The organism is Rhizobium tumorigenes (assembly GCF_003240565.2).
Lineage (GTDB): Bacteria > Pseudomonadota > Alphaproteobacteria > Rhizobiales > Rhizobiaceae > Rhizobium > Rhizobium tumorigenes.
Map to the genome: position 1 here is coordinate 3,434,934 of NZ_CP117255.1, position 15,179 is coordinate 3,450,112.

General features: G+C 59.7%; 12 protein-coding genes. 5 read left to right on the plus strand and 7 right to left on the minus strand.

The annotated features are described in order from the left end of the window. Window positions 1–21: 21 nt before the first annotated feature. Together PR017_RS16700 and PR017_RS16705 are read right to left on the minus strand one after the other, a co-directional pair. Complete coding sequence (locus PR017_RS16700) at window positions 22–1,380, minus strand: FAD/NAD(P)-binding protein (RefSeq protein WP_111216045.1); 1,359 nt, start codon at window positions 1,378–1,380, stop codon at window positions 22–24. Between the two features lie 186 nt (window positions 1,381–1,566). Next, a complete protein-coding gene (locus PR017_RS16705; protein ID WP_111216047.1) occupies window positions 1,567–2,478 on the minus strand; it encodes a glycosyltransferase family 92 protein in 912 nt (303 codons plus the stop codon). A gap of 309 nt (window positions 2,479–2,787) precedes the next feature. Between PR017_RS16705 and PR017_RS16710 the strand changes: the two genes are divergently transcribed. The 4 genes from PR017_RS16710 to PR017_RS16725 are packed head-to-tail and all read left to right on the plus strand — an operon-like array spanning window position 2,788 to window position 5,262. Continuing rightward, the gene (locus PR017_RS16710; protein WP_161959271.1) at window positions 2,788–3,474 is read left to right on the plus strand and encodes a glycosyltransferase; all 687 of its coding nucleotides are present in this window, start codon (window positions 2,788–2,790) and stop codon (window positions 3,472–3,474) included. Window positions 3,475–3,480: 6 nt separating this feature from the next. Next, window positions 3,481–4,341 carry a 3-deoxy-manno-octulosonate cytidylyltransferase gene (locus PR017_RS16715; RefSeq protein ID WP_161959272.1) on the plus strand — a complete coding sequence of 287 codons (861 nt, stop codon included), beginning with the start codon at window positions 3,481–3,483 and terminating at the stop codon, window positions 4,339–4,341. A 28-nt stretch (window positions 4,342–4,369) separates the two neighbouring features. Next, on the plus strand, window positions 4,370–5,137 hold the full coding sequence (locus tag PR017_RS16720; protein ID WP_111216049.1) for a membrane-anchored protein: 768 nt from the start codon (window positions 4,370–4,372) through the stop codon (window positions 5,135–5,137). Further along, on the plus strand, window positions 5,137–5,262 hold the full coding sequence (locus PR017_RS16725) for a hypothetical protein (protein ID WP_275113003.1): 126 nt from the start codon (window positions 5,137–5,139) through the stop codon (window positions 5,260–5,262). Before PR017_RS16720 ends, PR017_RS16725 begins: the two co-directional genes overlap by 1 nt. A gap of 99 nt (window positions 5,263–5,361) precedes the next feature. Here PR017_RS16725 and PR017_RS16730 read toward each other — a convergent pair whose 3' ends face one another. Continuing rightward, on the minus strand, window positions 5,362–7,722 hold the full coding sequence (locus PR017_RS16730; protein WP_111216050.1) for a trimethylamine N-oxide demethylase: 2,361 nt from the start codon (window positions 7,720–7,722) through the stop codon (window positions 5,362–5,364). 257 nt (window positions 7,723–7,979) lie between these two features. Here PR017_RS16730 and PR017_RS16735 point away from each other — a divergent pair, with 257 nt between their 5' ends. Beyond that, the gene (locus tag PR017_RS16735; protein ID WP_111216052.1) at window positions 7,980–9,767 is read left to right on the plus strand and encodes a trimethylamine N-oxide permease; all 1,788 of its coding nucleotides are present in this window, start codon (window positions 7,980–7,982) and stop codon (window positions 9,765–9,767) included. Window positions 9,768–9,953: 186 nt separating this feature from the next. Here PR017_RS16735 and PR017_RS16740 read toward each other — a convergent pair whose 3' ends face one another. From PR017_RS16740 to PR017_RS16755, 4 genes are all read right to left on the minus strand, one after another. After that, window positions 9,954–10,196: a DUF982 domain-containing protein gene (locus tag PR017_RS16740; protein ID WP_206423103.1), complete on the minus strand. Its 243-nt coding sequence runs from the start codon at window positions 10,194–10,196 to the stop codon at window positions 9,954–9,956. Window positions 10,197–10,302: 106 nt separating this feature from the next. Then, entirely contained in the window at window positions 10,303–11,310 is a 1,008-nt protein-coding gene (locus tag PR017_RS16745; RefSeq protein WP_111216055.1) for a P1 family peptidase, read from the minus strand. Between the two features lie 137 nt (window positions 11,311–11,447). Beyond that, window positions 11,448–11,642, minus strand: a complete 195-nt coding sequence (locus PR017_RS16750; protein ID WP_111216056.1) for a hypothetical protein — start codon at window positions 11,640–11,642, stop codon at window positions 11,448–11,450. 481 nt (window positions 11,643–12,123) lie between these two features. After that, window positions 12,124–15,078, minus strand: coding sequence for an aminotransferase (locus PR017_RS16755; protein ID WP_111216058.1), 2,955 nt, complete (start codon window positions 15,076–15,078; stop codon window positions 12,124–12,126). Window positions 15,079–15,179: the final 101 nt, after the last annotated feature.

The following is a 15,179-nucleotide window of genomic DNA, read 5'->3' on the forward strand; positions in this document are numbered from 1 at the left end:
GTTGGCGCGCCGATCTGAAGACTACCCCTCAACACCGGCGATGGACCTTGCCACGTCCCGTGCCTGCATGCGGATATCGGGCACCGCCGTGATCTCCCAGAATTGCCCTGCTGTCAGCGCGCCGATTGCAAACAGCCCGTCCTGTGGACGACCGCTGGCATCGAGCACTTGCGAATGTCGGTCAACGACGATCCCAAGCCCTAGTTCATCTGCGGCAATCATGCCTTTCTCCAGCATTTCGCGCAGCAGCGGCGAATGGGCAACGCCGGCCCGCTCCATGCCCGTGCAGTTAACGATCCAGTCTGCGCGCAAGCAGGCCTCTTCCTGGCGGCCGCGTGGCCGGTAGTGAATGTCCAGTCCGACCTCCGTCTGGCGGATCGCCTGCAGAAACCCTGCATGCGCCGTTACCGTCCCGTCTTTCACCAATCCATCGAACTCCCTGAACACCGCAGGCGCGATACGGTGGCGGTGAATATTCCACCAGGCAAGTGCGTGGCGTAGAAACCGCGCCCGCTGGTCTTTGTCCAGCCTCTGCCAGAGCGACTGGGTCTGCGAGCGCAGGCCGTCCATCACGTCGCGCCAGTCCGTTCCATCGCGCACCTGCCGTCGCAGCGCGTGCAGGACGACACTCATCGCCATCGTGTCTGTCGGAAGGTCCGGTTTCGCCGGAGAATGATGCCCGGCGCGGTGCGAATGCGGCAGCAACCCGCGCCGCGAAAGCAGATGGATCGGTCCACGATGCCCATGCGCCCTGAGCGCAAGCACCTGGTCGACCATGGTGAGGCCCGAGCCGAGAATGCACATCTCGTCCGAAGGCGCGACCTTCGAAAGCCAGCCCAGCCGCCATGGGTTGCGCACGATCCTGGGTTTTGCGGCAGCATCGAGGCTGCCCGATCCAAGCGGCAGCTCCGCATTTCCGACGCCGAGACAGAGGACGACGTTGCGTGCGGTCATTTCCGTATGGTTGTCGAGATGGAAGATCACGCCTGAGGTCTCGCACTCGACGCAGGCCCTTGCCTTCGCCTTGATGAAATCGACGCCGGCACGGTTCGGTCTGTCGCGCAATAATGCAGCCAGCCGATCGCGCAGATAACGCCCGTAATCCCCACGCGAGGCGAAGTCGTGGGTATCGACCAGCCGGTTCTCGGCGCGCAGCCATACGACGAAATCGTCCGGTTCGTCCGGGAACACGCTCATGCGACCCGCCGGCACATTCAGGCGGTGTAGATAGAATTCCGTTCTGTAAGCAGTCCCGCGCCCGAACCCCGGATCGTCTCCTACCACGGCGACACGTGCCGATGATGGCAGCAGCCTGAGCAGATTGATCGTCACGGCTATAGCCGAAAACCCCGAGCCAACGACAGCGACATCATACGCCATATAGGCCCTCTTTCGTGTTCCCGCGCACACCGGCCACCATCGCAAACACCGCGATATCTGGCGCCGCTCAGTGAGCAAGTTACCGGAATTGCTCGCAAAAAATTGCCAATTTCAGCCCGGCTCAGTTCTTCGTCTGAACGAACGCTACAGGAAATCAACCTCGAGGCCAAGACGCCGACGCCGGTACTAGCTCAATGCAATGCTATGTCGCGCCACGAAATCGACCATTGCCCGGTCTTCGACGGCGTCTTTTTCGATCGCCTCGACGACACCGAAGACCTTGCGCTCGTATTTCGTCCGCTCCGCATCATAGGACCATCCGCGCGTTACCTTGGCCTGAAGTTCGGCGCGTGATTTGCTATAGTAGTGGTTGAGCTGCAGGAAGCGATTGGAATAGAAGGCCGGCGATTTGCGGCCGGAGCGGGTGAATTGCTGGCCCGCATCGTTGACGGTGAGCTCTCCATGCTGGCGCGTCCGGAATTGGTGGACGCTGACTTCGACCACTTCGCAGGGATCGACGATGCATTTGAAGTTGGAAACGTTTTCCTGCCGTGTCAGCGGATCTGCACCGCGCATCGTGTAGTTGGAAAGCAGCGGTCCCTCCGGCTTTACGGCATGACCCGATGTCCCGAACATATGCCAGGGCAGGGAGACATTCGGAAAGCCGCCGGCGCCTTCCAGGGCCTGCTCGATGGTTGACCCCTGTTTGGGCAACAGGAATTCATCGACGTCGATGAATGCCATGCGGCTGTATCGGCTACCGAAGTTGAGAATAGCGTGAGCAAAGGCAATCGCCTGGCCATTCAATAACTGGCCACTCGCCGCGTCCGATATGCGTGCGATCCACGGAACGATCGTCAGGGCATCGGTTGGAAGGAGATCCAACAGAAGCGCCTGCGTGCCATCCGTAGAACCGTCGTCATAGATATAGAAATGGCGCACGCCAACGGCACGGTGGAAGCGGACCCACTCTTCGATATAGGCTGCCTCGTTCTTGACGCAGGCCATGATCGCAATGCCGTTTCTGTCCGGAAACGGCACCGGCGGTAAGATCGTGAGCCTTCGTGTTAGCGGCTTTGCCGACTTGAACCAACCCATCTAGCCCTCTTTTATGCGACTGGGGCTGCCGAATCGCAGCGCGGTCGTGACAGCATATCCGCCTGCCGGGCTCTTGGGGCAAGTCGCGCTGCTGATGATGCTTCCTAACAAAATAGCGTCGCAATTCTGTCGACAAATGCGATCAGCGTCCTATTTCGCGTCGGAGCTGCAACTTGACTTTCGAAAGCGGGAGTTACAAGCATCAGGCCGTAGTTTTGATAACAGCGCCCACGTGACAACATCTGTTGTTTCGGGCAGGTGAAGGCTTTTCGGCTCGGCACCTGACACATGGACGATAGCGGAGAGATCATGATCGACAATTTAGCGCGTATTTTCGTCGGCTTCGATTCCAAGGAAGTCGTAGCCTACCACGTTCTCACGCAGAGCATCATCGAACATTCATCCATTCCGGTGGCGTTCTCGCCGATCGTGCTCAGCAATCTCGGCGATCTCTTTACCCGCGAACGCAATGCCCTGCAGTCGACCGAGTTTTCCTTCTCGCGCTTTCTGGTGCCGCATCTCTGCAACTATGAAGGCTGGAGCATCTTCATGGATTGCGACATGCTGGCGCGCACCGACATAGCCGAGCTTTGGAACCTGCGCGACGACCGCTATGCGGCGATGTGCGTCAAGCACGATTACCAGCCTAAGGTTGAAACCAAGTTTCTTGGCCAGACCCAGACCAAGTATCAGAAGAAAAACTGGTCCAGCCTGATCATGTTCAACAACGCCAAATGCCGCGCGCTGACGAAGGAATTCGTCAACACAGCGACCGGCCTCGAACTGCACCAGTTCAAATGGCTGGAAAGCGATGACCAGATCGGCGAACTGCCGGTAACCTGGAATTATCTGGTCAACGAATACGATCACCGCCCTGATGCGAAGATCGTCCACTTCACCGACGGCGGTCCCTATTTCGACGAATACCGCAACGACGATTACTCGGAAGAATGGTTCGCGATGCGCGACCGCGTCCTTTCCGTTCAGCAGAAATAAGCATTCGTGGAACCCGTTTCAGGCCATGAACAGGCGCCTGGCAGTTCCCTGCCAGCAGCCGGCTCTCTTTCAGGCATCAGCGAAGTCAAGGATTGGCAAGCGATTTTCGCGGCCTTCTCGCATGTCGTGCTGGTCGCCAACAGCGATACGGTCGATATCGCCGGGCTTCAGAAGCAATATCCGCCCAGCACCCTCTTCGTGTTTTTCAACAAGGTCTACAAGGTGCTGGACGCACCCTTTCACGGCAATGCGCTTTTGATATCGCGTGGCAGCGCCAAGGGCGCCAACATCGTATATCGGCGCGAAGTCGGCGAGGTCGTCAAGTTTTTCCCTCAGGAGCGTTTCCTCGGCATCATGAACATTCGGCTTAACGCCGAGGAAAAATTGAACACCGCCGCCGAATTTGAAAACACGCCCACCGGCCATCTCGATCTGAGCGGCTTCTGCAACGATTTCTATCCGGAAGACAAGGTGCCTACCAGCGGCTTTGCCATTGCCCTTTGGCTGAGCGACCTGAAGCTGCCGGGCACAATTGTCCTTGCCGGATTTTCCGCGCGTCGCAGCCAGCAATGGAAGGTGGTTTCCGTCCACGACTGGAGTTTCGAGCAAGTCTTCCTGCGACTTTTTGCGCGCATGGGGAAAATCTCTGTCCATGGCGGCGTCTCGCGAAATGCCTACGCAGCCTTGGCAAAGCGTTTCCCGGACATTCCGTCGTCGGAAATTTCGATGGCGATTGCCGATGTCTTGTCCGAGCGCCTCGGCAATGCCAATGCCGAGATCGACAAGCTCATATCCCTCACCAATGTCATCCGCGACATCGACAATTTTTTCCGTCGTCTGCGGCCGCGCCTTCTAAAGCGGCGCTGAGACGGTATCCTTCCCGAAAAAGATGGCTATGCCTGGCTCATTTTCCGACCTCAAAAAACTTCTCTACCGGAACATCAAATACCGGCTGACACGCCCGTTGCCGCCGACAGTTACACCGCGCTTCCAAGGCCCCGTGCTTGTCGTCGGCTCTGCGCCGGTGTCCCATAAACCGGCCGATTTCGACGACAGGTTTCGTGTCGTGACGATCAACGGTTCGCAGGCGGTGACCGAGGCCTGGGGCATCGAGGAGCCGGATGTTACCTTCGTGCAATTCAACCAGATCGAGGGCACCAACACCAATGCTGTAGAGGTCCGTCGCGTGCTCAACGGCAAGCGGACAGGAAACTTGTTCGTCCTGCTCTGGCGCAAGGATGAGCGCGAAAGGCTCGAGAGGGGCTTGCAGGCCTTCAATTACAAACCGCGCACGCTGACGATCGTCGATCGGTACGAGCGAATGGCTCTGCTGGACAGGGTTGTCGGCCGCAAGAGCTGCGAGATGGATACGGATTCCAAGTGTTCCAATGGTATCAACGCGGTGCTCTTTGCCCTATATAACGGCGCCAAGGCAGTGATCATCACCGGTATCAATCCGAACTCGGGCGGACATGCCTACAACCAGGTGAATTTGTCGCGTCAGCATGTTCGAATGGATCAGGAGATTCTTGTGAGACTGATGCAACAGGGTTATCCCGTTTTTACCGCTGACCCGTCGGTGTCGGAGTCGATCGGCCTGCCGCTGTGGCAGGGCATTGAAAATGTCCAGCATGCAGCATTGTCTGGCGAGCGGAGCAATTGATGAACCCTTTTAAACCCGTCGTTGCGCTCTGTCGTCATATTGAGCAGCGCTTTGTGCCATGGCCGTTGCTGCTCATTATCGTACTTACGATTGCCGCCTTGTTGTTCGGCTATCTCGCGCCCTGAGGGAGCGCTCGCATCCTATGTCGCGACCGCCCTTAATTTTGGCGTAAAAGCGGATGACGTCGCCGGCTCCTGGCTCTGATCTGCCCACAAACGCGCTCCTCACGAGCGTGGCTTCAGCTTCTGCGGATCGTAATGGGCAAACGGCACGATGACAGCCGGAAGGCGCTTCTGCTGGCCATCTAGCTTGCCGATCTCCACCTCGGTCCCGATCCCGGCGTGCACCACGTCCATCCGCGCCAGGGCAATGGTCTTCTTCAATAGCGGCGAGCGTGTCGCGCTGGTGACGACACCCACCTGCGCCCGCCCGATATGCACGGTATCTCCATGGCCAACCGTCTCGTTGGCGTCGATATCGAGGCCGACCAGCCGGTAGCGGGGATTTTCCTTGCGGGCAAGCAGTGCGGTGCGGCCGATGAAATCCTCCGTCTTCGACTTCAGCGGCACGGTAAAACCGATGCCGGCTTCAAAGGGATCGGTCTGGTCTGAGAATTCGTAATGCGCGAAGATCAGTCCGGCTTCGATGCGCACCATGTCGAGCGCCTCGAGCCCCATTGGCTTGATGCCATGCTTCTGACCGGCTTCCCAGACGGCATCGAACACGGCGATGGCATCCTTCGGATGACAAAAGATTTCGTAGCCGAGTTCGCCGGTATAGCCGGTTCGTGACACCACTACCGGTGCGCCTTCGAAATGACCGATGCGGCCGATCGCGAAACGGAACCAGTCGAGCTCGGAGAGCGCCGGCTGCGTCGGCGCGGTCCAGACGACTTCCGCAACGATGTCCCTGCTTCTCGGCCCCTGCACGGCGATATTGTGCATCTGGTCGGTGGACGAGCGCACCCAGGCTTTGAAGCCCATCTTTTCCGCCTGCTCGCGCAGCCAGACACCGGAGAAATCGTCGCCGCCGATAAAGCGGAAATTGTTCTCTGCCAGTCGGAAGACGGTGCCGTCGTCAATCATCCCGCCGTTTTCGTAGCACATGGCGGTGTAGACGACCTGACCAGAAGACAGCTTTCTGATGTCGCGGGTCATGCAATATTGCAGCAGGGCCTCGGCATCAGGCCCGGTGATCTCGAATTTTCGCAGTGGCGACAGGTCGATCACCACAGCCCGTTCGCGGCAGGCCCAGTATTCCTCGATCGGTCCGTCGTTGTTGAAGCGGTTGGGTAGCCAATAGCCGCGATATTCGGCGTAATTGCGCGTCATCGCCGAAAGGCGGGGATGGAAGGCAGTTTCCTGGGTCATTTCCGGCTCTGCATCGGGAGTCATTCTGGTCGCCACGGCTCGAGAGAATTTTCGGTCAGCGGAGTAGGTACGAACATGGATGTCTGTGGGGTCCCAGCCGTTGGCGGCATCGATATCGTCGGGACATGACGAGGAGACGCAAACGAGATCGGTCAGTGCCCGCATCAGCACATAGTCGCCCGGCCGCGACCAGGGTTCGTCGAGGTAGAGCTGGTTCTGGTGGTCAATGTTGGTGTTGTAGAAATAGTTGATTGCCTCCCAGCCTTTGCGGGGAGCAATGCCAAAGGGCGACAATGCGTCATTGAAATTGTCGGTGCAATTGGCATGGCCGGGATAGCCCATGTCGTCGTAGTAGCGGGAATTGCAGGCCGTGGCGAAGGCATCGTGCCTTCCAACGGTATCCTGGACGATTTCGACAAGCGGTTCGAAGTCTCGGTCGAAACATTTCGAGGGCAGGCCGGGTGTCGGATAGCTGCGGCTGAGCAGCGTCCTCGTCACCGTGGCGTCTATCGCCCGGTCGAGCCCCTTGTCCACCTTGCGGGCTGCAAACGCCTGGAAGTCGGTACATTGGCGGCCGGCGACATCGATAATCTGGATGAATTCGCCAGCGCGGACAAAATAGGCAGATGCCGATGCCGCCGCGATGCGCAGGTCCTGCAGCGGATCGGCCATAGGCTCCGGCAGCGTCTCCTCGTAGCTGCGCGACAGGCGTGCGCGCTGTACCATGACAGAGATTGCCGTCGATGTGTCCTGCCGATCGAAATCCATGGGAGCGCCGGGTGCGGCGACGACCAGCAATCCATCCATTGTCATGGTCAGTGCGGCCGAAGACCCTGGTGCAGAGCCGCCACCGAAGACCGTCAGCGCAGCGGCCTTGCTGAGGTCTGCGCCGCGTCGCCTCAGCGCTGCGAGCGTTCGGCTGGCGCTATCGCCAGCTTCGGAGAGGATATCCTGTAGGCCTGATGCAGTCCGCGAAAACGCCACGCCAAGGCCCGCCGCATTGAACTGGCCTGCCCCGTCGATGAATGTGATCTCGCAGAGCTGGCCGCCTTCGGTATCGGTGACGACAACTGTGTCGCCAGCGCTGACCTTGATCACGGTCGAGCCGCGCCCCTTCACCCGGTAGCGCTCGCCGCCGGGCCCAAGTGCGGGCATTCCGGGTCTGATGATCCGGCTGGCGCGGGGCGGCGGCAATACGCTGGCGGACTGGGGCATTCGAACCTCCGGCGAGCATCGGCCGCCTGATCTGCATATTCTTATATATCCAAATTTTGGGATGGAACACAAAGAGAGACTTGACCCTCATGAAAAAAAATTCACTATGAGCAATAAGTGACGCGACCGCTTGAGACTGGGATCGATCAGGAGATGCTGTAAAAGCGCCCTGCCGAACAAAAGCGCCGCCACGATCCAACAAAAAGACAAGGGAACGCGCATACCGCGCGACGCAAAAACTGGTCGAGGAGACTGCTATGGTAGCTTTCGTTGAAACCGAAGGGTCCGAAGCCGCGTCAAGCGGCGGGCTGATCCGATCCCTGGATTGGAAGGGCGCCTTCTGGGTTGCCGCCGGCGTCCCGCCGCTTGTGCTGTTCTCTATCGGCGGCATTGCCGGCACAACTGGAAAGCTGGCCTTCGTCGTCTGGATCATCTCCATGGTGATGGGCTTCCTGCAATCCTTCACCTATGCCGAAATCGCCGGCATGTTCGCCAACAAGTCCGGCGGCGCATCCGTCTATGGCGCCACCGCCTGGCTGCGTTATTCGAAGTTCATCGCGCCGCTATCCGTCTGGTGCAACTGGTTTGCCTGGTCGCCGGTCCTGTCGCTCGGCTGCGCCATTGCTGCGGGCTACATCCTCAATGCGCTCTTCCCGATCCCGGGCGCCGATTCGCAACTTGTCGTCTCCTGGATCGCCGCCCATGCCGGCAGCATCACGGCCGATAGCCCGAGGGTTGCCGAATGGCTGGCGACCAATACCGGCAAGACCCAGGCAGACGCGATCTCCGCGCTGATGTCCGCCGATGGCATCGCTGCCTATACGCCATGGATCAGAAGCTGGTCGCTGGTGACTTTCAACATTCCGTTCCTCGCCAAGGCCAGCCTCAACGCCACCTTCGTCATCGGCGGCATTCTGATGCTGATCATCTTCGCCATCCAGCACCGCGGAATTCTTGGCACTGCCAGCGTCCAGAAGTGGTTGGCCATCATCGTTCTCGTCCCGCTGCTGATCATCGGCCTCTACCCGATCTTCAGCGGGCAGATCGACACGCTCAACGTCACCGGCCTGCTGCCGCCGACGGCTGCCTATTCCGGCGTCGATGGCACCTGGAGCAATGGCGGCTGGACACTCTTCCTTGGCGGCCTCTATATCGCCGCCTGGTCGACCTACGGCTTTGAGACCGCCGTCTGCTACACGCGCGAACTGAAAAATCCGAAGACCGATACGTTCAAGGCGATCTTCTACTCCGGCCTGCTCTGCTGCCTGTTCTTCTTCCTTATTCCATTCACCTTCCAGGCCGTGCTCGGCCAGACCGGCATGCTGGCACCGGGGATCGTCGATGGAACGGGCGTCGGCGAGGCGCTTGGCGGGCTGGTGCATGGCGGCAAGATCGTCACGCAGTTGCTGGTTATCCTGATGATCATGGCGCTCTTCCTGGCCATCATGACAGCAATGGCCGGCTCCTCGCGCACGCTCTATCAAGGCTCGAAGGACGGCTGGCTGCCGAAGTATCTCGATCACGTCAACGAGCACGGCGCACCGACACGTGCCATGTGGACGGATTTTGCTTTCAACCTGTTCCTGCTGGCGATCGCCTCTGACACCGCCGGGTACTTCTTCGTACTGGCGGTATCCAACGTCGGTTACATCATCTTCAATTTTCTCAATCTCAATGCTGGCTGGATCCACCGTATGGACAGCGGCCATATCGAGCGCCCCTGGAAGGCGCCGACCTGGCTGATCGGCCTCAACACGATACTGGCCTTCGTCAACGCGCTATTTCTCGGCGCCGGCGCCAAGGTCTGGGGCTATTCCAATGCGCTCTGGGTCGGCTTCATCTTTGCAGCCCTGATCCTGCCGGTGTTTGCCTACCGCCATTTCGTCAGGGACGGGGGAAAATTCCCGGAAGGCGCAATGGAGGATCTCGGTCTCGTCGGCCAGGATCTCGGTGTGAAGAAAGCCGGTATCCTGCCATACGTGGCGCTGGCGGCAGGGCTTGCGGTTGTCCTCGCCGCAAATGTCATCTTCCAGCTTCCGGCCTGAGCCTTGCAGACGACACGCGGCCTATGCCGCGTGTCTGAACCATCCGCATGCCGCCATGTGACCTTATTCCTGGCGATGCGGTGCACGGATTAAGGAATGAGACGGATGCGCCGGTCAGGCTATTTAATGTATTCCCGACTGGACGTTTCGGTGACGTTGTCTATCGCTTTCCGGATTGATTGCCCGTCAGTAGTCGACGAAAATATCTGCATCCTTGGCCGCAGCAATGAAGGCTTCGCGTGACGCGCTGGTCGGCTTATCGTTGTCGAGCACTGCAAGACAGATGTTGATAGCCATGCGATGGGTATCTCCCTGTGGGCCTGGCCAGCAGGAATAGAGGCAGTCTACGGCATCGAGCGCGCTTCCAACGTGCCTGAATTCACCAGCTTTAGGAACCTCGACGGTCACCATGACTTCCCAGATTTTCATATCCATACACTACAACGAATGAGCGATAGAAATGGTTGCATACAATTAAAAATAGAATTAGAAAATCTGAAAATTCGACATACGTAATATATTCTCGTCTCAAGCATCAGTGAATCACGGGCCCGAACCGGTCACGCCAGGCAGGCTGTGCGCCGGCGAAGGGCAGGGCAGTTGCCTGATAGACGCCACGTGCAATCGCGCGTGCCATCACCGTCGTCGAGAGCTGGCAGAGTTCGAGAAAGTCGATCATCCCTGCCATCGGCCGGGCGCCGGTCGATGCTGCAAAGACTGTGTCGCCGTCGAATGGCAGATGGGCCGGCAACAGGGCACGAGCCAGTCCGTCCTGCGCCATGATCGACAGCCGGTGTGCCTCCGCCTTGGTGACGATGGCATCCGTGACGACGACGCCGATGGTGGTTGCCGTGATATTGACCCCCTTCAACCGCATTGCCCGGTCTGCCGTGGAAATGGCGGGAGGCATGCCAAGACCTCCGAATTCGGTGTTCTCCTCGAATGGCGCGGCCCAGAAATGCGGACCGTCTCCGATGGTGGGCGTGCCCAGCGCATTCACTGCGACCAGCGCGGCAATTCGGTGTCCGCCGCTTGTGACAGCACTCGCCGAGCCAAGGCCGCCCTTGACCGTTGCCGTTGTGGCCCCAGTGCCGGCGCCGACGCTTCCGAGGGCAAATTCGCCCTTGGTCGCTGCGACGAATGCCTGATAGCCCATGTCGCGATAGGGGGAATGCAGGCCCCAGTCCTTGTCTCCTCCGTTCAGCAGATCCATCAGGATCGCCTGCGGCACGATCGGCACGCGGGTGGTGCCGACCTGCAATCCGCGTCCAATTTCGCGAAGCCCTGCCTGCACGCCGCCCGCTGCATCCAGCCCGAATGCAGAGCCGCCTGACAGCACGAGCGCATCCACTGTGCCCACCGACATCGAGGGGTCGAGCAGCGCCGTATCCCGCCCGCCGGGCGCGCCGCCCATCACCGTGCCGGAAGCAACGGCCGGTGCGTCGAAGACGATGACGGTGACACCGGACCCGAGCTTTAGGTCGGTGCAGTGGCCGACGGAAACACCCTCTATGTCAGTCAGCAGATTGCGGGAAACGGTCACGGGAATATCCTGTCGCTATGGTCTTGTGGCGATAGGATCGCAAGGCATTGGAAAAGACAAGACCGGCACAGCTTCCGCTGAACCGGTCTTGCTTGGCAGGTTTTGAGCGTTAATGCCGGCTTGGCCCGCAACTGAGCCTAGACGTGGATGGGCTTTGCAGGGCTGCGTGCCAGGAGGTCGCGAATGGCGAGCCTGACTTCGTCAGCGCTGCCGAAGCGACGCTCATCCAGATCATGGACATGGTATTTCACGGCAATGAACCGCAATTGATCTTCGTCAGGGACGACGATACCGACAGGCACGCCTGCATATTCGATAACTTGCTTCTTCATGCGATACTCCCACCGCGCTATGCACGGTTATGGAAAAATGACGATGTTGTTCCGAAAGGGACGAACGTCACATTCGACAGCGCGGGCCGGAGCGGAAGCCCGAGCAGTCTTGGTCCAGCACAAGCTCCCAAGGCGGGCATGCGATAAGTGTGTCTTTTCTCATGTCACTTCCCTTGCGTTGGCGTTGCACTTTTGAGGTCTCCCGCAATGGCCGGAGACCGGACGATGGAGCCAGATATATCTACTCGATTGGTAGACTATAGCCCGGTTTCCATCGCAAACATATTCCGGTCGATGTCAAAATTTTGCCTGTCGTCGAAATATCGTTCCAGCTGCCGAGCATATCTGCGAAAGATAATCCGTTCTTCCTAAGATGCCTGAAGCCGGGATTCGCTTCTTCTCCGACGACCCAGAGATAGGAATTCGGGATCAGCAGGACAATCCCCCAACGGTTGAAAATCAGCCGGGTCGCCAAATGACCCTAATGGTTAACGGCCCAACCCAGGCTCTCCGAAGCTTCGATGAGCGCCTTTTCCAGGGCTTGCAGGAAAAACTCGGCGCTCTCCCTGCTGATACAAAGTGGCGGCTTGATCTTCAACACGTTGAGGTGATCGCCGGTCGGCTGCACGATGACGCCGAGTTCCAGCAGCCTATCGCAAAGTACTGCCGCCTCCATGGTTGCAGGCGCAAGCGAATCACGGTCAGTGATCAGTTCCAGGCCTAGATAGAGCCCCATGCCATGTACCGCCCCGATCAGGGGAAAGCGCTCGATCATCGACACCATCCGGGCCTTCAGATGTTCACCGACAACTCGAGCATTGTTCTGCAGCGCCTCGTCCTCCAGGATGTCGAGCACCGTCATGCCGACGATCGAACTAACCGGACTTCCACCTGTCGAGGAGAAGAAATAGCCTTGCCGTTCCAGCGCATCGGCAATCGGCCTGCTGGTGATGACAGCACCGAGAGGGTGGCCGTTGCCCATGCCCTTGGCAATCGTAATGATATCGGGGACCACGCCCTGCTGTTCGAACCCCCAGAAAAAATCCCCGAGCCGGCCATAGCCGATCTGCACCTCGTCGGCGATGCAGACGCCGCCAGCGTCGCGCACGAGCGCATAGATCTGGCTGAGGTAGCCGTCGGGCAGCACGATTCCGCCGGCATTGCCGCAGAGTGATTCTGCAATAACGCCAGCCAGGCCCTCGCCACTTTCACGGACGGCATCGATCAATGGCCTCGTTGCTTCGACATAGGCGTTGCCGGCGTCCGGTCCGCGAAACTGCCCGCGAAAGCTGTTCGGCGCCGGGGCTGCATGCACCCAGTCTGGCCGCGTTGTCAGGGCCTGCGGGTTATCGGCAAGCGAAGTCGAGACCGCGTCGCTGGCGACCGACCAGCCATGATAGCCCTCCTTCAGGCAGAGCATGTTGCGGGCGCCGGTATAGGCCCAGGCAAGCCGCAAAGCGAGGTCGTTCGCTTCCGAACCGCTGTTGACCAGGAACACGCAGTCGAGGCCCTTCGGCGCAAGTGCGGCCAGCCGCTCCGAGAAATCCGCGATTGCCGCATAGTGAAAACGCGAGTTGGTATTAAGCAGCGACCATTGCCGGCCAATCGCCGCGTTGAGACGCGGATGGGCATGACCGAGGATCGTGACGTTGTTGATCATGTCGAGATAGGTGCGTCCTTCGACATCGAAGAGATATTCGCGCCAGCCGCGCTCGATCTGCGGCGGGTTTGAGTAATAGTGTTTCTGTGAGGCCGCCAGATGGCTCATCCGACAGGCCAGCTTTTCGGCGCCGCTTCCCTTGGGGGCTTCAACCCCAGGCCCGAGCAACGCAGACGGTGACGGGCAAAGCGCCGACCAGGCCGGGGCCGCATGGCGGGCACACAGCAGCGGCGGCACCAGCGCCGGACTGCGGCAAAGCTGCACCCGCAACCCGCCGACCGAGCCCTCGTTGCCGGCTATCGTTCCGAGCGCATAGCCGGCAGCAATCTCGGCATTGTCTTCCAGGCTGCAGGCGATGCCGTCGAGGTGCAGGCAGACATCCAGTCCTACCAGCACCAGATGCTGGTTGTCGTTGATGATGCTGCCGGCAAAGGGTGCGTTGACGATGGTGCCGGCGGGCAGGCAGACGTCGCAGTGCAGGGCAAAATTCTTTGGCGGCTGCAGGGCAAGTGGCTCTGTCAGCGACAGGCGGAACTCTCCGTACCGCGTCGCTGCCAATCCCGTCTCGCTGGCTGCCTTCGCCAGCAGTCGCCAATCGATATCAGGCTCCAGCCAATTGCCATCGTCCAGCAGCGGGCTCGTTGTCGACAGGTTGAGCGAAAGAATATCCGCGGTGTCAATGCTTTCAAGCAGCGGCATCCACGCCGAGGTGTCGATCGGCGGCGGATCGATGCCGACTGCCCTCAGAATGGCAGCGTCCATGAAATCGGCATTGGTGGACGTCGCGACCTCGAAGATCTCGCGCTCGAGGACGATGTTGTCACGGACATAACTATTGTCGGGATCGATCGCCAGCTGCTGCTCGCTGCTCGCCACAAGGATCACGGCGCGCGCGACGATCAGCGGCCACAGAGCTTGCAACTCGACCCCACTTAGCGGCATCACGGCATGGTAGGCCGCAACCGTCGGCAGGATAAACAGGGGATCGCCATCCGCATGATGCAGAAGCGAGGCGCATGTCACGGCGAGGTCGCCGACCACCCAGCCCTTGATGATGTCGCCGAAGTCGATCACGCCATCGGGAATGAGATTGCCATAACCATCCGGCCGCGCCACCACATTGTCGCCGGTCACGTCGTGGTGCACCGGCTGCACGCGCAATTGCGTCGCCAGCGGCTGGATGCGCTTGACTGCGGTCACCATGGCCTTGGCGATGCGGTCGCGGGCCTCGTGATTTGTGATCGCCGACAGCAAATGCACCGCCACCGGCCCGGCCCGGCGCAGATCCCACTGCAGTGTACGGTCGAGCCCGTGATGGTCGAAACCGGAAAGCGACTTTGCCAGTCCGGCGCAAAGCGTCCCGAGAGCCGCCACCGTCGCTGTCGGCAGATGCTTGCGGCGCGTCAGGCCCTGGCCCTCGACATAGCTCAGGAGCCGGATCTGGAGGTCCTGGTCGCTGATGCTCAAAGCGACAATCTCGGCACCGCCGACTGTCGGGATGATCTCCGGAACGCGCGGTGCCCCGTCCATCGCGCGAAGATAGCGAAGCGCGGCATTCTGCGCTTCGAGTTCGACGGTGGCATAGTCCGCGTGGCAAATTTTCAGCACATAGCGCGCTTCGCCGGTATCGAGCCGGAAGTTCCGGTCCTGCTGGCTGCCAAGTTCGATGAACTCGCCCGAGAGACCATAATAGGTCGCGGCAATTTCGGCAGCGTCTGCCGCCGTGACTTCGGGCCTCGGCAATTGCATGCGGTTGACGAGCGCTTGGTCGGTCATGACACCCCCCGGATCACTTACTGCGAGAAGCAGATACGGCAAATCCTGGCAGCCACAAGACAAAGATGCAATCAGCCGGGGCGCAAACGCCGCGAATGTCG